This window comes from Streptomyces sp. NPDC039480 (genome assembly GCF_055597165.1).
On sequence record NZ_JBVITX010000004.1, the window covers coordinates 169,697 to 189,099 of the forward strand.

At 73.3% G+C, this 19,403-nt stretch carries 16 protein-coding genes; 14 read left to right on the plus strand and 2 right to left on the minus strand.

Features of this window, described 5'->3' with window-relative positions:
- Positions 1-151 precede the first annotated feature (151 nt).
- Both ACZ56E_RS14710 and ACZ56E_RS14715 read left to right on the plus strand, forming a co-directional pair.
- A complete protein-coding gene (locus ACZ56E_RS14710) occupies positions 152-1,279 on the plus strand; it encodes a ferrochelatase (RefSeq protein WP_471214265.1) in 1,128 nt (375 codons plus the stop codon).
- 18 nt (positions 1,280-1,297) lie between these two features.
- A complete protein-coding gene (locus ACZ56E_RS14715; protein ID WP_471214808.1) occupies positions 1,298-2,095 on the plus strand; it encodes an inositol monophosphatase family protein in 798 nt (265 codons plus the stop codon).
- A 77-nt stretch (positions 2,096-2,172) separates the two neighbouring features.
- On the opposite strand, the gene ACZ56E_RS14720 is transcribed toward ACZ56E_RS14715, so the two are convergent.
- The gene (locus tag ACZ56E_RS14720) at positions 2,173-2,346 is read right to left on the minus strand and encodes a hypothetical protein (protein ID WP_361731879.1); all 174 of its coding nucleotides are present in this window, start codon (positions 2,344-2,346) and stop codon (positions 2,173-2,175) included.
- 316 nt (positions 2,347-2,662) lie between these two features.
- Between ACZ56E_RS14720 and ACZ56E_RS14725 the strand changes: the two genes are divergently transcribed.
- The 4 genes from ACZ56E_RS14725 (at position 2,663) to ACZ56E_RS14740 (ending at position 6,213) form a co-directional block, all read left to right on the plus strand.
- Positions 2,663-3,316: a response regulator transcription factor gene (locus ACZ56E_RS14725; protein WP_062780089.1), complete on the plus strand. Its 654-nt coding sequence runs from the start codon at positions 2,663-2,665 to the stop codon at positions 3,314-3,316.
- Positions 3,317-3,322: 6 nt separating this feature from the next.
- Entirely contained in the window at positions 3,323-4,570 is a 1,248-nt protein-coding gene (locus tag ACZ56E_RS14730) for a sensor histidine kinase (RefSeq protein WP_468602768.1), read from the plus strand.
- A gap of 394 nt (positions 4,571-4,964) precedes the next feature.
- The gene (locus ACZ56E_RS14735) at positions 4,965-5,261 is read left to right on the plus strand and encodes a DUF4193 domain-containing protein (RefSeq protein WP_055544889.1); all 297 of its coding nucleotides are present in this window, start codon (positions 4,965-4,967) and stop codon (positions 5,259-5,261) included.
- A gap of 13 nt (positions 5,262-5,274) precedes the next feature.
- The gene (locus ACZ56E_RS14740; RefSeq protein WP_471214266.1) at positions 5,275-6,213 is read left to right on the plus strand and encodes a hypothetical protein; all 939 of its coding nucleotides are present in this window, start codon (positions 5,275-5,277) and stop codon (positions 6,211-6,213) included.
- A 91-nt stretch (positions 6,214-6,304) separates the two neighbouring features.
- On the opposite strand, the gene ACZ56E_RS14745 is transcribed toward ACZ56E_RS14740, so the two are convergent.
- A complete protein-coding gene (locus ACZ56E_RS14745; RefSeq protein ID WP_468713449.1) occupies positions 6,305-6,757 on the minus strand; it encodes a DUF3093 domain-containing protein in 453 nt (150 codons plus the stop codon).
- A 58-nt stretch (positions 6,758-6,815) separates the two neighbouring features.
- On the opposite strand from ACZ56E_RS14745, the gene ACZ56E_RS14750 reads away from it, so the two are divergent.
- The 8 genes from ACZ56E_RS14750 (at position 6,816) to ACZ56E_RS14785 (ending at position 19,374) form a co-directional block, all read left to right on the plus strand.
- Entirely contained in the window at positions 6,816-7,400 is a 585-nt protein-coding gene (locus tag ACZ56E_RS14750; protein ID WP_471214267.1) for a PaaI family thioesterase, read from the plus strand.
- Positions 7,400-7,954 carry a dUTP diphosphatase gene (gene dut, locus ACZ56E_RS14755; protein WP_471214268.1) on the plus strand — a complete coding sequence of 185 codons (555 nt, stop codon included), beginning with the start codon at positions 7,400-7,402 and terminating at the stop codon, positions 7,952-7,954. The genes ACZ56E_RS14750 and dut overlap by 1 nt, the downstream gene beginning before the upstream one ends.
- Before the next feature lies 1 nt (position 7,955).
- Positions 7,956-8,729 carry a DUF3710 domain-containing protein gene (locus ACZ56E_RS14760; protein ID WP_471214269.1) on the plus strand — a complete coding sequence of 258 codons (774 nt, stop codon included), beginning with the start codon at positions 7,956-7,958 and terminating at the stop codon, positions 8,727-8,729.
- A 175-nt stretch (positions 8,730-8,904) separates the two neighbouring features.
- Positions 8,905-12,189: an FtsX-like permease family protein gene (locus ACZ56E_RS14765; protein ID WP_471214270.1), complete on the plus strand. Its 3,285-nt coding sequence runs from the start codon at positions 8,905-8,907 to the stop codon at positions 12,187-12,189.
- Between the two features lie 73 nt (positions 12,190-12,262).
- Positions 12,263-15,058 carry a hypothetical protein gene (locus ACZ56E_RS14770; protein ID WP_471214272.1) on the plus strand — a complete coding sequence of 932 codons (2,796 nt, stop codon included), beginning with the start codon at positions 12,263-12,265 and terminating at the stop codon, positions 15,056-15,058.
- On the plus strand, positions 15,051-15,974 hold the full coding sequence (locus ACZ56E_RS14775) for an ABC transporter ATP-binding protein (protein ID WP_471214273.1): 924 nt from the start codon (positions 15,051-15,053) through the stop codon (positions 15,972-15,974). Before ACZ56E_RS14770 ends, ACZ56E_RS14775 begins: the two co-directional genes overlap by 8 nt.
- A gap of 14 nt (positions 15,975-15,988) precedes the next feature.
- Positions 15,989-16,657, plus strand: a complete 669-nt coding sequence (locus ACZ56E_RS14780) for an ABC transporter ATP-binding protein (RefSeq protein WP_471214810.1) — start codon at positions 15,989-15,991, stop codon at positions 16,655-16,657.
- A 170-nt stretch (positions 16,658-16,827) separates the two neighbouring features.
- The gene (locus ACZ56E_RS14785) at positions 16,828-19,374 is read left to right on the plus strand and encodes an ATP-binding protein (protein ID WP_471214274.1); all 2,547 of its coding nucleotides are present in this window, start codon (positions 16,828-16,830) and stop codon (positions 19,372-19,374) included.
- Positions 19,375-19,403: the final 29 nt, after the last annotated feature.

The window sequence follows — 19,403 nt, forward strand, 5'->3', positions numbered from 1 at the left end:
GGCCGGAGCGGCTCCCGGGAGGAGGGGGCTCCGGTAAGGCGTAAAGATGGCCGATACAGCTTACGGCTCCGGAAGGGCCGACCGCACCGGGTTTTTCCGGTCGGCGGAGGCCGTTTTCCGCCTGTCAGTGGCGGGTGGCAGGATCGGAGACATGTCCGATGCGCTGGATCCCACTCCGTACGACGCCCTGCTGCTGCTCTCCTTCGGCGGCCCCGAAGGCCCGGACGACGTCGTCCCGTTCCTGGAGAACGTGACGCGTGGCCGCGGCATCCCCAAGGAGCGGCTCAAGGAGGTGGGGCAGCACTACTTCCTGTTCGGCGGGGTCAGCCCCATCAACGACCAGAACCGCGCCCTGCTCGACGCCCTGCGCAAGGACTTCGCGGAGCACGGCCTCGACCTGCCGGTCTACTGGGGCAACCGCAATTGGGCGCCCTATCTGACCGACACCCTGCGCGACATGGTCACCGACGGCCACCGCCGCATCCTGGTCCTGGCCACCAGCGCGTACGCCTCGTACTCGGGCTGCCGTCAGTACCGCGAGAATCTCGCGGACTCCCTCGCCGTCCTGGAGTCCGAGGGCCTGGAGCTGCCGAAGGTCGACAAGCTCCGGCACTACTTCAACCACCCCGGCTTCGTCCGCCCGATGATCGACGGCGTCCTGAAGTCCCTCGCCGACCTCCCCGACGACGTGCGGGAGGGCGCCCACCTCGCCTTCACCACGCACTCGATCCCGAACTCCGCGGCGGACACCTCGGGCCCCGTCGGGGAGCACGGCGACGGCGGTGCGTACGTGCGGGAGCACCTGGACGTGGCCCGCCTCATCGCCGACGCCGTCCGCGAGGAGACCGGCGTCGAGCACCCCTGGCAGCTCGTCTACCAGTCGCGCAGCGGCGCCCCGCACATCCCGTGGCTGGAGCCCGACATCTGCGACCACCTGGAGGAGCGGCACGCGGCGGGGGCCCCCGCCGTCGTCATGGTCCCCATCGGCTTCGTATCGGACCACATGGAGGTCCTGTACGACCTCGACACCGAGGCGGAGGCCAAGGCGGCGGAGCTCGGCCTGCCGGTGCGCCGCTCGGCGACCGTCGGCGCCGACCCGCGGTTCGCCGCGGCGATCCGGGAGCTCGTCCTGGAGCGGGCCGCCACGGAGAGCGGTGTGCCCGGCACCCCGTGCGCCCTGGGCTCCCTCGGCGCGAGCCACGACCTGTGCCCGGTGGGCTGCTGCCCCGCCCGCGCCCCGAAGCCCGCCGCCGCGGGCGCCGACAGCCCGTACGCGTAAGGACCCGAAGTGAGTGACGTGACCGACCTCAAGGCAGAGCTCCTCGCCGTCGCCCTGGAGGCCGCGCACCGCGCCGGGACCTTCCTGCGCGACGGCCGGCCCGACGACCTGGGCGTGGCCGCCACCAAGTCCAGCGCTGTCGACGTCGTGACCGAGATGGACATCGCCTCCGAGAAGCTGATCACCGACTTCCTCGCCGAGCACAGGCCGGCCGACGGCGTGCTCGGCGAGGAGGGCGCGAGCTCCGAGGGCAGCAGCGGTGTCCAGTGGGTCGTCGACCCCATCGACGGCACGGTCAACTACCTCTACGGACGCCCCGACTGGTCGGTGTCCGTCGCCGCCCGCAAGGACGGCGAGACGCTCGTCGGCGTCGTGCACGCCCCGATGCGCGGGGAGACGTACCGCGCGGTCCTGGGAGAGGGCGCCCACCTGAACGACCTGCCGGTCCGGGTGCGTCCCGCGCCGCCGCTCGACCAGGCGCTGATCGGCACCGGCTTCGGGTACGTCGCCGAGCGCCGCGCCCAGCAGGCCGAGGTCGCGCGCCACCTGATCCCGAAGGTGCGGGACATCCGGCGCGCCGGGTCGGCCGCCATCGACCTCTGCGACGTGGCGGCGGGCCGCCTCGACGCGTACTACGAGCGAGGGCTCAACCCGTGGGACTTCGCGGCCGGTGACCTCGTGGCGCGGGAAGCGGGCGCCCTGACCGGTGGCCGCCCCGGAGAGGCCCTTTCGGGCGAGCTGGCCATCGCGGCCCCGCCCGCGCTCTTCGAGACGCTCCAGGGCCTCCTGGAGGACCTCGGCGCCTGGCACGACTGAGTCGCCCGCACACACGGAGGGGCCCCGGCACCTGTGACAGGTGCCGGGGCCCCTCCGCTCATGTCCTGAGGCGTCGGTCAGGCGTGGAGTGCGCCCACCTCGACGCCGTGCTCGGCGGCCAGGCGGTGGAGATCTTCCAGCTCCGCCAGCTCGACCTCGGCCAGGAAGTCGTCTCCCGTCTCACGGGCCTTCGTGAGGTCGGACTCCGTGGCCTCTATGCGCTGCAGGAGACCTGCGGTGAATGCGTCCATGGTTGCGCCCCCTCGGCTGGGTCGTGGGTCGATGGCACGGGGGTGTGCCCTCAAAGGAGTGGGGCGATCACGTCCTCAAGCCGCTCCGGGAAAAGCGGTTCGTGGCGCGCCACATACAAAGCGTGATCGCGGGTGTAAGGCCGTCCTCCCCTTGCTCCGTTCCGCAGAAACCTCAACCGGCGGAGAAAATCCCGCATTCCCGGGTGCCGATCCCGGAGCCAGGCCGCCTTACAGCCGGTTTATGGCCGAAAGGGGCAGGATGGAGGCCTACCCCAAGACGGATCTGCCCGCAGGGGCACAGAGGAAGGACAGCCACGTGCGCGTACTCGTCGTCGAGGACGAGCAGCTGCTCGCCGATGCGGTGGCCACCGGACTGCGCCGGGAGGCCATGGCCGTCGACGTCGTGTACGACGGAGCGGCCGCCCTGGAGCGCATCGGTGTCAACGACTACGACGTGGTGGTGCTCGACCGGGATCTCCCGCTCGTCCACGGCGACGACGTCTGCCGCAAGATCGTCGAGCTCGGCATGCCGACCCGCGTCCTGATGCTCACCGCGTCGGGCGATGTCAGCGACCGCGTCGAGGGTCTGGAGATCGGCGCGGACGACTATCTCCCCAAGCCGTTCGCGTTCAGTGAGCTCACGGCACGCGTGCGTGCCCTCGGGCGGCGCACCAGCGTGCCGCTGCCGCCCGTCCTGGAGCGCGCCGGGATCAAGCTCGACCCCAACCGCCGCGAGGTGTTCCGCGAGGGCCGGGAGATCCAGCTGGCCCCCAAGGAGTTCGCCGTCCTCGAAGTGCTGCTGCGCAGCGAGGGCGCGGTCGTCTCCGCGGAGCAGCTCCTGGAGAAGGCCTGGGACGAGAACACGGACCCGTTCACGAACGTCGTCCGGGTCACCGTCATGACCCTGCGCCGCAAGCTCGGTGAGCCGGCCGTCATCGTGACGGTGCCGGGCTCCGGCTACCGGATCTGACCGGCGGTGGCCTCGACCCCGGCGCCACCGGCCGCGCCCCCGAAGCCGACGTGGGACCCGAGGAAGGTCGAACCGCCGTTTCCGTGGCTGCGCCCCACCATCCGTATACGGCTCACGCTGCTGTACGGCGGCATGTTCCTCATCGCGGGCATCCTGCTCCTCTCGATCATCTACCTGCTCGCCGCCCAGGCGCTGAACGTCGGCAGTGACCTGCCGTTCCGGGTCACGGGCAATTCCTCGGTCAGCAGCAGCACCTGCACCAACTTCCAGGGGCTCCCCGAGCGCCCTTCGGAGGTGCAGCTCAACGCCGCGCTGAACGAGTGCGTCAACCAGATGCGCCAGAGCGCCCTCGACAACCTCCTGAGCCGTTCGCTGCTCGCCCTGCTCGGCCTCGCCGTGATCGCCTTCGCCTTCGGGTACGCGATGGCGGGCCGCGTGCTCTCGCCGCTCGGCCGGATCACGCGCACCGCGCGCAGGGTGGCCGGCACGGACCTGAGCCGCCGCATTGAGCTGGACGGCCCGGACGACGAGCTGAAGGAGCTCTCGGACACCTTCGACGAGATGCTGGACCGCCTGGAGCGTGCCTTCACGGCCCAGCAGCGCTTCGTCGGGAACGCGTCGCACGAGCTGCGCACGCCCCTGGCGATCAACCGCACGCTCTTGGAGGTCCACCTCTCCGACCCCGGGGCGCCGCCCGAGCTCCACCAGCTCGGCAAGACGCTCCTGGCCACCAACGAGCGCAGTGAGCAGCTCGTGGAGGGCCTGCTGCTGCTCGCCCGCAGCGACAACCAGATCGTGGAGCGCAAACCGGTCGACCTCGCCGAGGTCGCCGACCGCGCGGTCGACCAGGTGAACGCCGAGGCCGAGGCCAAGGGCGTGGAGATCCGCGGAGAGCGCGGCCCGGCGGTCGTGCAGGGCAACGGCGTCCTCCTGGAGCGCATCGCCCTGAACCTCGTCCAGAACGCCGTGAGGTACAACGTGCCGGACGAAGGCTGGGTCGAGGTCACCACGGAGGCGCAGCACGGTCAGGCGGTCCTGGTGGTGTCGAACACGGGCCCGGTGGTGCCCGCGTACGAGATCGACAACCTTTTCGAGCCGTTCCGGAGGCTGCGGACCGAGCGGACGGGCAGCGACAAGGGCGTGGGACTCGGCCTGTCGATCGCCCGGTCGGTGGCGCGGGCCCACGGGGGCCGTATCATCGCGGAGCCGCGTGAGGGGGGTGGGCTCGTGATGCGAGTCACCCTGCCCCTCTGAGGCGCGGGATCGAACACACCGCCGTGTTCGCTTTGCGCGGAATTTTCGGGGGTCCACCCCGGGGAAGAAGTGTGCGATCGATCACATGGCCGATTTTTCGGCCATCTACTCTCTGTGATCGTGAAAGTCGTCGGAAAGCCGGGAAAATCCGGGTTTTCGGGGGTCTTGATCACGGGAAGTACACGGGGTGGCGCCCGTGAAGTGCGACATTCGGACCGTGTACGGTCCGATCGCCATCCAACCCGAGCACCTCTTCGGGGGTGCGGTTGGGTGTCGATTGAGTAACAGACCTTGATGTGAGGCAAAATCTCCGCCTCGGGTCGGGCACAAGTCCGGCCTCTCACGCGTTACGTGCGCTGGAGACACCCGCAGACACCCAGAGGGGGAGAGCGACATGGCAACGGACTACGACACCCCACGTAAGACCGACGATGACGTCAACGAGGACAGCATCGAGGAACTCAAGGCACGTCGGAACGACAAGTCGACGTCAGCCGTAGACGTCGACGAGTTCGAGGCCGCAGAAGGCCTCGAGCTGCCCGGCGCGGATCTTTCGAACGAGGAGCTCGCCGTCCGCGTGCTCCCGAAGCAGCAGGACGAGTTCACCTGCATGAGCTGCTTCCTGGTCCACCACCGCAGTCAGCTGGCCAGGGAGAAGAACGGCCAGCCGATCTGCCGCGACTGCGACTGAGGCGGGGTCGGCCGTGACTGGCTCGACCCCGTTCAGGAAGCGCCGCTTCCGCAAGGGCGGAGCGGACGAGGCCGGCGTCCAGGACGCCGGTGTACGTGACGACGGGCGAGGCTCTTCCGCCACCGGAGAAGCCTCGCCCGAACCGGCGAACGCCCTGGAGGCGGTGCCGGACGCGACGGCGGCCGACGAGGCTCCCAGGGCCACCCGGAAGGCGGGGGGCGGGTCCGCACTTGGCCGCGTTGCCGCGGTCACGCACGGAGTGAAGGAAGGCGTGCGCAAGGGCGGGCGCGGCGCCAGGGCCGGCATCGGATATCTCGCCGACCGGCTCATCGAGAACGCCCCGCGGATTCCGGTCCGCGATCTCGCGACCCTCCGCAAGCAGTTCCCGGGCCTCGGCCCCGAGCAGCTCGCGGACAAGCTCGTCGCGGGCGCCGCCAACGCCACGTCCACCGTGGGCGCGGGAGTGGGCGCCGCCGCGATGATGCCGGTGCCGCCCGCGATGCCCGCCGAGCTCGCAGCGGAGATCACCGGCGTCGCCGCCATCGAACTGAAACTGATCGCCGAGCTGCACGAGGTCTACGGACGGCGGCCCGGCGGCAATCTGAAGCAGCGCAGCATCGCGTATCTGAACTCCTGGTCGGAGGAGCGCGGCGTCGACGTCACAAAGCCGGCGACCTTCAACTCCGCGCTGGGCGGCCAGATGAAGCGGGAGCTGCGGCAGCAGATCATGAAGCGGATGGTCCGGAACCTGCCGAACCTCATGCCCTTCATGGTGGGTGCCGCGGTGGGGGCGGTCATGAACCGCCGGGACACGAAGAAGCTGGCCGAGAAGGTTCGTGCGGATCTCCGCAGGAGCCAGGTGCCGTGGGACGCGTTGCCGGAGCTGCCGCCTCTGGAGAAGCCGGACGATCCTCTGCGGGTGGGTGGTCTCCCGAAAGAGCTCGGGAGCTGACCTGCCGTTCGGGCTGCGGGTTCGTCGTGGCTTGTCGCGCAGTTCCCCGCGCCCCTGAAGGGGCGCCCCCGGTTACGCGGCGCCCTCTCGGTTACGCGGCGCTCTCGCGTACCGCCGCCAAGGCCTTCGCGAGCTCCTCCGGGTGCCTCGTCGAGACGTACGCGTACGGAGTCGGGTCGTCCGGGTCCGTGATCGGGATGCGCAGTGCCGTGGGGATGTAGGCACGCAGCAGCATGTACGCGCGCGGATCGGCCTTGTAGCTGCGCCAGGCGCGGGTCTCCTCGCCGGTCAGGACCTCCGCGTCACCCAGGGCGGACACCGGGATCTTCGCGTCGCCCGCGACCAGCGAGCCAGCCACCACCCGGATCCGCACGGCGCCGTACGCGCTGGTGACGACGGCCGCCACGGCGGTGCCGCCGACCAGGCCGCCGAGGAGCGGCAGCGTGCCGAACGGCAGCATGATCAGGGCCATCGCGACACCCACCAGGACCGAGGCGAACCACCACGAACGGGGCGCGGTCAGGCGTTCTTCGTAAGGCTGCATGGAACCAAGCTTGGCACGGTGCGGTTGCCGCGCTGACGCGGAGGTAAGGTCTGCGCCTGTGAGTGGTACATCTGCAGCTCTGACGCCCCCGGCCGACGCGATAGCGCCCGTCCGCCACCCCGACGCACCCGCCCCCGGTGAGCTCATCGGTGCCCACTACGAGCACTGTTTCGGCTGTGGCGAAGGACAGGCGCACGGACTGCACCTCGCGGCCCGGGCCGGCGAGGGCGTCGCCGTCACCGCCGAGTTCACCGTGCGCGAGGCGCACCAGGGCGCCCCCGGCCTCGCCCACGGCGGCATCCTCGCCACCGCGCTCGACGAGACGCTGGGCTCGCTGAACTGGCTGCTGCGCGTGATCGCCGTGACCGGCCGGCTCGAGACCGACTTCGTGCGGCCCGTGCCGCTGGGGACCGTGCTGTTCCTGGAAGCCGAGGTCACCGCCGTCGCCGGACGGAAGATCTACTCGACCGCCACCGGACGGATCGGCGGCCCCGACGGGCCCGTCGCGGTCCGCGCCGACGCCCTCTTCATCGAGGTGAAGGTCGAGCACTTCATCGACAACGGCCGCCCGGAGGAGATCCAGGCCGCCATGAACAACCCGGACCAGATCCGGCGTGCCCGCGCTTTCGAGGTGAACCCGTGATGCCCTCCGACGAGACGCCCTCCACCGAGCTCAACGTACTGATCAGGCGTGTCGACCCCGACGTACCCCTGCCCGCCTACGCGCAGCCCGGTGACGCGGGCGCCGATCTGCGGACGACGGAGTCCCACGAACTCGCGCCCGGTGAGCGCGTGGTGCTGCCCACCGGAGTGTCGATCGCGCTCCCTGAGGGGTACGCGGCCTTCGTGCACCCCCGTTCCGGGCTCGCCGCCCGCTGCGGTGTCGCTCTGGTGAATGCCCCGGGGACGGTGGATGCCGGGTACCGTGGAGAGATCAAGGTGATCGTGGTGAATCTCGACCCGCGCGAGACCGTGCGGTTCGAGCGCTTCGACCGGATTGCCCAACTGGTCGTCCAGCAGGTCGAGAAGGTTCGCTTCCAGGAGGTCGCGGAGCTTCCCGTATCGGCGCGGGCCGAGGGGGGCTTCGGGTCCACCGGTGGCCATGCCGCCGTGGGCAGCGGTCCGGGCGTGAGCCCGGGCGAACAAACGGGTGGGAATCGATACGCATCGGTCGTATCCGACCGGGAAGGACAGTGACGTGTTCGGACGTCGCAAGAAGGACAGTGCCGCCGAGGACGCGGCGGGCGCGGACGAGCAGGTCGTCGACGACGTGCACGGCGACGAGTCCGCCGACTCCGGCGTCGCGCGGTCGCGTGTGAGGCTCGAGCCCGAGCCCCGCCCCGACGGTCCCTGGGACCTCTCCGAGGTCCGTGAGCCCGGCGAGGGCCGCGTGGACCTCGGGGGGCTCTTCGTGCCCGGTGTCGAGGGCATGGAGCTGCGGGTGGAGGTCGCGGGCGACGCGATCGTCGCGGCCACCGTGGTGCTCCAGGACAGCGCCATCCAGCTGCAGGGCTTCGCCGCCCCCAAGAAGGAGGGCATCTGGGGCGAGGTCCGCGAGGAGATCGCCTCCGGCATCACCCAGCAGGGCGGTGTCATCGACGAGGTCGAGGGCCCCCTCGGCTGGGAGCTGCGCGCCCAGGTGCCGGTGCAGCTGCCGGACGGCACGGGTGGCGTGCAGGTCGTGCGCTTCATCGGCGTCGACGGCCCGCGCTGGTTCCTGCGCGGAGTGATCTCCGGGCAGGGCGCGGTGCAGCCGCAGGCCGCGGGTCTCCTGGAGCAGATCTTCCGGGACACCGTCGTCGTGCGCGGCGACGGCCCGATGGCGCCGCGCGACCCGATCGTCCTGAAGCTGCCGGACGACGCGCAGATGGTCGCCGAGGGCAGCGTGCAGCAGGAGCAGCAGGAGGGCTCGCGCTTCTCCGGCGGCATGGGCCAGCTGCAGCGCGGCCCCGAGATCACCGAGGTGCGCTGACCCCTCGGGGATCACCGAGGTGTGCTGGCCCGTCGGGGTCCGCGAGCCCGTCAAGCTTCGCTGACGGGTACTCAACTGCCTGGTGGCCCGCAGTGATTCCGGTTCGTCCGGACCATTGCGGGCCACTTTCGTGTACGCCCATACTGTGCCGGTCACTCGGGGGGAGACCGGTGCGGTGAGCGGACGACGCCTGCCCGCGGCAGTGCGGGGGAGCCGGCACCACGGACTTGTGCTGGGCGCGGCCGGGCTCGCCGTGCTGCTCGCCGCCACCGTGCTCGCCGCGCTGGCGGCGCTGGCCGAGAAGGCCGTCGAGGGCGGGGTGCAGCGCAGACTCGCCGCCGACCGCGAGGCCGTCGTCGAGGTCTCCGGACCCCACAGGGCCGAAGGCGCGGCGAAGCTGGACCGGGACGTACGTACTGCGCTCGACCGCACGTACGGCGACGTGCCCCACCGCACCTGGTCCGCGCTGCGGGCGCCCGCCGCCCGCAACGACGAACTCGCCGTCACCGAGGCCGCGGGCCGCCCGCGCGAGGACGCCACCCTCTCCGTCGTCGCCCTCCAGGGCGTGGCGCGGCACGCCTCGCCGGTGGCCGGGCGGTGGCCGCGCCCCGGGGCCGGGCCGGTCGAGGTCGCGCTGACCGAGGTCACCGCCGCGGAGCTCGCCGTGCGGCCCGGCGACAGGCTCACGGTGCGGAGCGCGGACGAGCGGCCGGTGCCGCTGCGGGTCGTCGGGGTGTACGCCGCCGAAGGGCGCTCGCCCGCCCTGTGGGCCTCACTGAGCAGTACGTTCGGGACGCCGGACTCGATCGCGGTCGTGCCGCGCCGGGCCTTCGCGGAGAGCACCGGGCTCGCCGGGGACGCCACGGCGCTGTGGCTCGGGGTGCCCGAGACGGGCGGGCTGCGGCTCGGGGACATCGGGGCGCTCCAGGAGCGGGCCGACCGGTTCGCGGGCAGCGACGCCGCACGCTCCGTGTCGCGAGGGGCCGCCGGGGACGATCTGGCGCTGTCGGCCGGGCTGCGCAGGGCGCTCGACCGGCTCACCACACCGATCGCCGTGGCCCGCGCCGGGCTCTACGTCCCCGCGACGCTCCTCGCCGCGCTCGCCGTGGCCGCCCTCGTGCTCACCGCGCGCCGCCTCGTCGAACACCGCCGCCCCGAGCTGGCGTTGCTGGCCGCACGCGGGGCGGGCCCCCGCAGGACCGCCCTGTCGACGGCCGCACAGTGGGCCTGCGCCGCCGTGCCTGCCGGACTGGCCGCGCCGTTCCTCGCGGGGCCGCTGCTCCACGCGCTCGAAGGCGCCGGGCTCGTCGAGGGCGAGGTGCCCGCGTCGGCGGTGACCGGCGCGGGGTGGGCGGCCGTCGTGGGCGCGCTGGTCGTGCACGGCCTCGCGGTGCTCGTCCCGACCGTGCGGACCGTGCGGGACCGGCGGGCGGTGGCCCGGCTCCGGTGGCGGATCGCGCGGTTCGCCGGGGTCCAGCGGCTCGGGGCCGACCTGGCGCTCGCCGCGGTCGCCGTGCTCGGCTGGCTGCAGCTGCGGCAGTACCGCTCGCCGGTGACCGGCGGCGGAGGTGGCGTCGGGGGTGTCGATCCCGTCCTCGTGCTCGCGCCCGTCGCGATGACCGTGGCGGCCGCGCTGCTCGTCCTGCGGTTCCTGCCGCTGCTCGCCCGCGCCGTCGACCCGCTCGCGCGGCGCGGCCGCGGTCTCGTCCTGCCGCTCGGCGGCTGGCAGATCGGCCGACGCGCGGCCCGGCACGCCGGACCCGCCCTGGTCGTGACGCTCGCCCTCGCGGTCGCCGCGCTCAGCAGTACGGCCCTGGCCGTGCTGGACCGGGGCGACCGCGACCAGGCCGCCTTCCAGGTGGGTGCCGACCTGCGCGTCGAGCCGGGCGACGGGGTGCCGCCGGGCGAGCGGCGCGCCGCGTACGAGGCGCTGCCGGGCGCCGAGTCCGTCACGCCCGTGATCACTTCGGAGGGGTACGTCGGACAGGACACGGTGGCCGTCACCGGCGTCAACACAGAGCGGGGGCCGGTGCCTTCACTGCGCGGGGACCTCGCGGACCGGCCCGTACGGGAGCTCGTGGCGCCGCTCGGCAAGGGGATCCCCGAGCACGGTCTGCCGGTGGCGGGGGCAGGGCGGGTGCCTGGCGGAGAACTGCCGCTCCGGGTGCGGATGTCGGCCGACGGCGGCGGCACCGTCGTACCCGTGCGCCTCGCCGTCTTCTTCGAAGACGGCGACGGGCTCGTCCACGAGAGCTCCGTGATGATCGAAGAGGGCGGCGCCAGGACCGTGCCGCTGAAGGTGGGGGCCCGCGGCGACGGCGTCCGCATTCTGCAGATCGACCTGAGCATGGTCGGGGAGCGGGTCCGGCGGACGTACCGCCTGACCGTCGACCAGGTGCCGGGGCTCTCGCGGGAGGCGCGCTGGCGCGATCTGCGGGCGGACCGGCCCGACCGACGTGCGGCGGGGTGTCCAGGGGCCGCGCGGGAGCGTGCGAGGGAGCGGGGGCGCGCAGAGGGGCGGCCGCCGTCCGGACAGGCGCCCGGACCCGTCCTCTGCGCCGACCGGCCCGGCCGCGGAAAGCTCGTCGACGCGGTGCTGCGCGGTCCCGACGGGCGGCTGAAGTACCCCACCTGGAGCGTGCGGCTCGGCACGGACCGCGCCACGGGACGCCCGGCCGCGCCCGCGCTCGCCGCCGACGCGCTGCTGACCTCGGGGGCGGTCCGGGTCGGGGACACCGTGACGGTGCGCGGGAGCACGGGCGGCAGCGCCCGGGTCGAGATCGTCGGGCGGCTCGCGTCGGTGCCGGGGATGCCGCGCGACCGGGCGCGGCTGCTCGCCGATTCTCGTGCGATGGCCGCCCAATGGGCTTTGAGCGGGGCGTTGCCGGGGACGGAGAGCGCCTGGTGGGTGGGGGTCCGGGGCACGGACGCGACGGCGGCCGCCGCGGCGGTGCGGGCGGACCCGCGGCTGGGGCACGCGGCGGACGTCCCGCAGGTCAGGAAGGAGCTGGCGGCCGACCCGCTGCGGCGCGGGGCGCGCGGGGCGTTCGCGCTGTGCCTGGTGCTCGCCCCCGCCTTCGCCGTCATCGCGTTCACCCTGCACACCGTGGTCTCCGCACGGGCCAGGGAGCGGGAGTTCGGCTTGCTGCGGGCGCTCGGGATGCGGCGGGGGCAGCTGGCGGCGTACCTGTGGACGGAGCAGTTGGCGCTGGCCGGCGTCGCGGCGGCGCTCGGCACGGTGCTCGGGGCCGCCCTCGCCTCGCTGATCATGCCGGTGGTGACGGTCGACGCGGAGGGGGAGCCGGTCTTCCCGGAGCTGGTCGCCTCCGTGCCGTGGGTGCGGGTGGCGGTGACGGCGGGGGTGACCGCGGCGGTGATCTGCGGGGTCGTGACGGTGGCGGCGCGACTCCTCGGGCGGGTGGATCTGGCGCGGGTGCTCCGGGCGGGGGAGGACGTGTGAAGGGGCGCCGGTGGGGTGTGCCGGGGCCCGTGGGGTTCGGGGGGGCGCTGTGAGGCGTGAGTGGTGGCGGCGAGTGCCGCTGGTGGTGGGCCTCGGGACGGTGATCGGCGTGCTCGTGGCCGTCGCCGCCGCCGGTCCCGGGCTGCTCGAACGGCTGGGCGGAGACGCGCTGGCGGGCCGGTTCGAGCAGGTGCAGCGCGCGGCGCCCGGGGTGGTGCACAGCGCGCGGATCGATCCGGAGCAACCCCGTCCGGGTGAGGAGGGCGATTTGGGGGCCGATCTCGCGAGGTACGCGACCGTCATCGCGAACGCCTCGCCGGGCCGGCTGCGCGGCGGACTCGTCCACGACTCGACCCGGATCGAACTGCCCACGGTGGACGGGGACGTGGCGGGTGGCGTCTCGCTGTCGCTGGTGTACGCGTCCGACGCCCCGGGGCGGAGCGCGTACGTCGCCGGACGGGCGCCCCGCGCGCGCGGGCAGGTGGTCGAGCTCGCCGTGTCCGAGCGGACGCGGGACGCGCTCCGGCTCCGCGTGGGGCAGCGGATCGGGCTGGAGGGCGGCGCCATGGGGAACGTGCGTGCGGTCGGGCTGTTGGTCGGGGTGTTCCGGGCGGGGGGTCCGGGCTGGGGCTCCGGCTCCACCGCCGGTTCCGACTCCGACGCCAGCTCCGGCTCTCGCTCCGACCCCAACTCCGGTTCCGGCTCCGGAAAGGCAACGCGCCTCTGGGTCGAGCAGCCGCTGCTCGCACGGTCGGTGCCCGGCGCCGCAGGGGCCGTCCCGGACGTCGGCGCCCTCATCGCGCCCCGCGGCGCCGAGATCCTGCAGAACCAGGCGAACGCCGAGCTCACCGTCGAGTGGAACATGCGGCTCGACATGGCGGAGGAGGTCGCTGCCCGGTTCGTGGGGGAACGCGGGGCGCGGGACTTCCAGCGGCTCATGGCCCGCTATCCGCCCGCCGCCAAGGAAGCCTTCTGCGACATGGAGTCGTACGGCGGAAAGTGGTGCGTCCTCGGGTCCCACCCCGCGACGGAACTGGAGAGCGACACCGAACTGGTCGACGTATTCGAGGAGTTCGGGCGCCAGTGGCGGCAGGCGGGCGTCGTGATGTCGTTCGCCCTGGCCTCGCTGCTCGGCGTGGGGTTCGCCGCCGTGGTCGTGACCTCGCTGCTCGTGGTGCGGCGGCGGCTCGATGGGGACCGGCTGCTGCGGGCGCGCGGGGCCTCGGCCACCGGGCTCGCCCTGGGGCGTGCCGTGGAGAGCGCACCGGCGGCGCTGCTCGGCTTCGGCGTCGGCTGCGCGGCCGCGGCGACGATGCGGGCACCGGGGAGTTCACCCGCGTACGGCGAGGGGCTGGCCGTCGCCCTCCTCTGCTGGTCGGCGCTGCCCGTCCTCACGTGGTTCGCCGTGCGGGACCGGGCCGTACTGCGGGAGCGCGCGCCGCGGGGCGCCGGGCGCCGGATCGTGGTGGAGGCGCTGGTGCTGCTGCTCGCCGCGGGCGGGGTCCTCGCGCTGCGGGCACGGGGCACGGAGGGTGCGGCAGGGCCGGATCCGCTGCTCGCCGCGGTGCCCGTGCTGCTGGGGCTCGCGACGGTCGCGGTCCTTGTGCGGTGCTACCCCTGGCCGGTGCGCGCGGTGGCGAGATGGTCGGCACGGGGGCGGGGCGCTGTCGTCCTCGTCGCGCTGTCCCGCGCCGCCAAGGAGGCTCCGGCGCGCGGCCTCGCGCTGCTCGTCCTAGTGGTGACGCTCGCCGGTGCCGTCTTCGGAGAGCTCGTCTCGGGGACGCTGGGGGAGGGGCGGCGCGCCGCGGCGGCCTGGCAGGTGGGCGCCGACGCCTCCTTCCTGGGGGCGGACCGCGACCCCGACACGGCGGAACGGCTGGCACGCGCGCGTGGAGTGCGGAAAACGGTGACGGTGCGGCAACTGAGGGTCGACCCGGTGAGCGGGACGGACGGGGGGCGGTACGGGATCTCCAGTCTCGTCGGGGTGGACGGGGCGAAGCTGCGCGAGGCGGCGGGGGGTTCGGCCGCCGCCCGCGCGCTGGACGACGCGGGCCTCACCCGGGGCGGGGGCGGCCGGGACAACCGGGTGCTCGCCTCCGAGGGGCACGCCGGGGACCTGCTCACCTTCACCCTGCACGGCAAGGAGAAGCGGCTGCGGGTCGTCGGGCCGCTGCCGGAGGACGTGGCGCGCGACGCCGCCCTCGGCCCCGTCCGCGGCTCCACCGAGTCCCGGGAGCAGCTGCTCCTCGCCGACAACCGCGATCTGCGCGCCCTGGCCGCATCGGACTACGAGGAGTCCGTGCTCCTCCTGTACGGGGCGCGCATGGACACCGAGGCGCTGCGGTCCCTCGTACCGCGTGCCTCCCCCGGAGCGACCGGCGGAGAGCTCCGTATCCGCGCCGAGGAACAGGCCGATGCCGCCGACGACCGGCTGACCGCCGCCGTGACCCTGGCGCACACCGCCTGCACCGCACTCGCCGTGCTCCTCGCCCTCCTCGCTCTCGTACTCGAACTGCTCCTGTCCGCTCCCGCGCGCGGACGCACCACCGCCTACCTGCGCACGCTCGGCCTCGGCGGGCGTGCCGCCGCCGCGCTGCAACTGCTGCAGCTCCTGCCCCTGGTGCTCGCGGCCGTCGTGGGCGGCGTCGCGCTCGGCCTCGTCCTGCCCGCGCTGCTCGGTCCCGCCCTCGACCTGCGGGAGTTCACCGGCGGGCCCGCCGCGCCCGCCCTGCACGTCGACGCGCTGTTCACCGCGGCCCTGAGCGCGGCACTCTGTGTCCTGGTGGCCGCGGCGGTGGGCGTGGAGACCTGGCTCGGACGGCGCCGGGGGCTCGGCGCCGTCCTACGACTCGGGAGAGCGGATGACTGAACTGGCCGAGCTGGAGGCGCGGGCGCGCGCCGCCGGGCGTACCGCCGACGACGAGGGCCTTGTCGTCTGCGACAACCTCGTCCGCGTCTACCGCACCGACGAGGTCGAGGTGCAGGCGCTCCAGGGCCTGGACCTGGTCGTCGCGGCCGGTGAGTGCGTGGCCCTGGTCGGCGCCTCGGGGTCGGGCAAGTCCACGCTCCTGTCGATCCTCTCCGGCCTCGACCTGCCCACCGCGGGGCGCGCCAAGGTCGCGGGCCACGATCTGCTCGCGATGGGGCGCCGCGAGCGCCTCGGCTACCGCAGAAGCACCGTGGGCTTCGTCTGGCAGCAGACCGGGCGCAATCTGTTGCCCTATCTGACCGCGCTGGAGAACGTGGCGCTGCCGATGAAGTACACGCGCGTGCCGCGCCGCACACGCCGGGAGAGGGCCGCCGAACTGCTCGGCGTGCTCGGCGTCGCGCACTGCCGCGACCGGCGGCCGACCGAACTCTCCGGCGGAGAACAGCAGCGCGTGGCCGTCGCCGTCGCCACCGCCAACTCCCCGCGCGTCCTGCTCGCCGACGAGCCGACCGGCGAACTGGACACCGCCTCCGGAGAGGACGTCTTCGCCGCCCTGCGCCGCGCCAACGAGGAGCTCGGCGCGACCGTCCTGGTCGTCACCCATGACCCGCTCGTCTCCGAGCAGGTCCGTCGCACGGTCCGCATCCGTGACGGCCGTACGTCTACGGAGACGCTCCGCGAACAGGGCGGCACGGGCGAGGAGTTCACGGTCCTGGACCGTGCGGGGCGGCTGCAGTTGCCGGGGGAGTACGTGGAGCGGTACGGCCTGAGGGGACGGGTACGGCTGACGGCGGAGCCGGATCACGTGGGGGTGTGGCCGGACGCGCCCGGCACCGGGCGAGGAGCGGCGCAGTGAAGGCGGTCGACGCCATGGTCGTCGTAGAGGATCTGCACCGGACCTACGGCAGCGGTGCCGCCGCCGTGCACGCCGTGCGCGGTGTCTCCTTCGCGGTGCCGCGCGGGGAACTGGTCGCCCTCAAGGGCCGCTCGGGGTCCGGCAAGACCACGCTGCTCAACCTCGTCGGCGGGCTCGACGTCCCGGACCGGGGCAAGGTCACCGTGGACGGCGTGGGGCTGGTCGGCCTCGGGGAGAAGGGGCTGCTCGAACTGCGCAGGGACCGGTTGGGGTTCGTCTTCCAGTCCTTCGGACTCATCCCCATCCTCACCGCCGCCGAGAACGTCGGCGTCCCCCTGCGGCTCCGCAAGGCCGAGCCACGCGCGCGTGAGGAGAGGGTCGCCCTCCTCCTCGCTCTCGTCGGCCTCGCCGACCACGCGGGGCAGCGGCCCGGCGAGCTCTCCGGAGGGCAGCAGCAGCGCGTGGCCATCGCCCGCGCCCTCGCCAACAAGCCCGCCCTGCTGATCGCCGACGAACCCACCGGACAGCTCGACGCGGAGACCGGGCTCGCCGTGATGGAGCTGCTGCGCGCGGTCGTCCGCAGCGAGGGCGTCACCGCCCTGGTCGCCACGCACGACGCGGCCCTGCTCGACCTGGCCGACCGGGTCCTGGAACTGCGCGACGGAGAAATCGTCGCGAACTGAACACGCGCGGCGCACCGGACCGCGCTGACCGGGGCGTGCGGCCGTCCGGCGGCCCGGCATCAGGGTTGTGTCAAGGACACCACCCCCGCACCCCCTCATCCGTAATGCCGGAATTGTTGGCCGTAAGGTCGACGCTGCGTACACAGCAGTTTCGGGAAGACAATGAGGCCATGGCACGCGGCAAGCTTCGGATCTACCTCGGTGCGGCACCGGGCGTCGGCAAGACGTACGCGATGCTCTCCGAGGCCCACCGCCGCATCGAGCGCGGCACCGACTGCGTGGTCGCCTTCGTGGAGCACCACGACCGGCCGCGCACCGAGGTGATGCTGCACGGCCTCGAACAGGTGCCCCGCAAGGAGCTGGAGTACCGCAGCACGGCGTTCACCGAGATGGACGTCGACGCCACCCTGGAGCGCGCCCCGGCCGTCGCCCTGGTCGACGAGCTCGCCCACACGAACGTCCCCGGCTCGCGCAACGCCAAGCGCTGGCAGGACGTCGAGGAACTCCTCGCGGCCGGCATCGACGTCGTTTCGACGGTCAACATCCAGCACCTGGAGTCCCTCGGCGACGTCGTCGAGTCGATCACCGGAGTGCGCCAGAAGGAGACCGTCCCGGACGAGGTGGTGCGCCGCGCCGACCAGATCGAACTGGTCGACATGTCGCCACAGGCGCTGCGCCGCCGCATGGCGCACGGCAACATCTACAAGCCCGACCGCATCGACGCGTCCCTCTCCAACTACTTCAGGCCCGGCAACCTCACGGCGCTGCGCGAGCTCGCGCTGCTCTGGGTCGCCGACCGCGTCGACGAATACCTCCAGCAGTACCGCGGCGAGCACAACATCCGCTCCACCTGGCAGGCCCGCGAGCGCATCGTCGTCGGCCTGACCGGCGGACCCGAGGGACGCACGCTGATCAGACGCGCGTCCCGGATGGCCGCCAAGGGCTCCGGCAGCGAGATCCTCGCCGTCTACATAGCCCGCAGCGACGGCCTGACCGGCGCGTCCCCCAAGGAACTCGCCGTCCAGCGCACCCTCGTCGAAGACCTCGGCGGCACCTTCCACCACGTCATAGGCGACGACATACCGGCCGCGCTCCTCGACTTCGCGCGCGGCGTCAACGCCACGCAGATCGTCCTCGGCTCCTCCCGCCGCAAGACCTGGCAGTACGTCTTCGGGCCGGGCGTCGGCGCGACCGTCGCCCGCGACTCGGGACCCGACCTGGACGTGCACATCGTCACGCACGGCGAGGTCGCCAAGGGGCGCGGGCTGCCCGTCGCGCGCGGAGCGCGCCTCGGCCGGTCCCGGGTCATGTGGGGCTGGCTGGTCGGCGTCGCGGGCCCCACGCTCCTCACGCTGCTGCTCACCCATGTCGACGCCGACCTCGGCCTCGCCAACGACATGCTGCTGTTCCTGACGCTCACCGTCGCCGCCGCGCTGGTGGGCGGGCTCTTCCCGGCGCTCGCCTCGGCGGCCGTCGGCTCGCTGCTCCTGAACTACTACTTCACGCCGCCGCTGCACCTCTGGACCGTCTCCAACAACAAGAACATCGTCGCCATCGCGGTGTTCGTCGGTGTCGCCGTGTCGGTGGCCTCCGTCGTGGACCTCGCGGCCCGGCGCACCCACCAGGCCGCCAGGCTGCGGGCCGAGGCGGAGATACTGTCCTTCCTCGCCGGCAGCGTGCTGCGCGGCGAGACCAGCCTGGAGGCCCTCCTGGAGCGGGTCCGCGAGACCTTCGCCATGGAGTCCGTGGCCCTCCTGGAACGCGCGGGCGACACCGACCCCTGGACCTGCGCCGGCAGCGTCGGCGACGGCCGCCCTATGGAGCGCCCCGAGGACGCCGACGTCGACATGCCCGTCGGCGACCACATGGCGCTCGCCCTCTCCGGCCGGGTCCTGCCCGCCGCGGACCGCCGGGTCCTCGCCGCGTTCGCCGCGCAGGCCGCGGTCGTCCTGGACCGCCAGCGCCTGCAGTCCGAGGCCCACCAGGCCCGCACCCTCGCGGAGGGCAACCGCATCCGCACCGCCCTGCTCGCCGCCGTCAGCCACGACCTCCGCACGCCGCTCGCGGGCATCAAGGCCGCCGTCTCCTCCCTGCGCTCCGACGACGTCGAGTGGTCCAACGAGGACGAGGCCGAGCTCCTCGCGGGCATCGAGGAGGGCGCCGACCGGCTCGAACACCTCGTCGGGAACCTCCTCGACATGTCCCGGCTGCAGACCGGCACGGTCACCCCGCTGATCCGCGAGATCGACCTCGACGAGGTCGTCCCCATGGCCCTCGGCGGCGTACCCGACGGCAGCGCGGAGCTGGACATCCCCGAGACGCTGCCCATGGTCGCCGTCGACAAGGGCCTCCTGGAGCGGGCGGTCGCCAACATCGTCGAGAACGCCGTGAAGTACGCCCCCGATGGCACGCCCGTGAAGGTCTCCGCCAGCGCCCTCGGCGAGCGCGTCGAGATCCGTGTCGTGGACCGCGGCCCCGGCGTCCCCGACAGCGCCAAGGACCGCATCTTCGCGCCCTTCCAGCGCTACGGTGACGCTCCACGGGGTGCCGGTGTGGGCCTCGGCCTCGCCGTCGCCCGCGGCTTCGTCGAGGCGATGGGCGGCACCCTCGCCGCCGAGGACACCCCCGGCGGCGGCCTCACCATGGTCCTCACCCTGCGAGCGGCCGCCGGCCGGCCGCCGGTCCGCCCCGAGCTCTCGTCCCAGGCCACCTCGTGACCCGGAACCGGAACCCGGACCCACAACAC

Excerpts from the sequence above, each read along its gene's own strand:
- ACZ56E_RS14780 (WP_471214810.1), top strand. The coding sequence starts at position 15,989 with ATGGTCGTCGTAGAGGATCTGCACCGGACCTACGGCAGCGGTGCCGCC.
- ACZ56E_RS14745 (WP_468713449.1), bottom strand. The coding sequence starts at position 6,757 with ATGCAGCCTTACGAAGAACGCCTGACCGCGCCCCGTTCGTGGTGGTTC.
- ACZ56E_RS14775 (WP_471214273.1), top strand. The coding sequence starts at position 15,051 with ATGACTGAACTGGCCGAGCTGGAGGCGCGGGCGCGCGCCGCCGGGCGT.
- dut (WP_471214268.1), top strand. The coding sequence starts at position 7,400 with ATGCCCTCCGACGAGACGCCCTCCACCGAGCTCAACGTACTGATCAGG.
- ACZ56E_RS14710 (WP_471214265.1), top strand. The coding sequence starts at position 152 with ATGTCCGATGCGCTGGATCCCACTCCGTACGACGCCCTGCTGCTGCTC.
- ACZ56E_RS14735 (WP_055544889.1), top strand. The coding sequence starts at position 4,965 with ATGGCAACGGACTACGACACCCCACGTAAGACCGACGATGACGTCAAC.
- ACZ56E_RS14785 (WP_471214274.1), top strand. The coding sequence starts at position 16,828 with ATGGCACGCGGCAAGCTTCGGATCTACCTCGGTGCGGCACCGGGCGTC.
- ACZ56E_RS14720 (WP_361731879.1), bottom strand. The coding sequence starts at position 2,346 with ATGGACGCATTCACCGCAGGTCTCCTGCAGCGCATAGAGGCCACGGAG.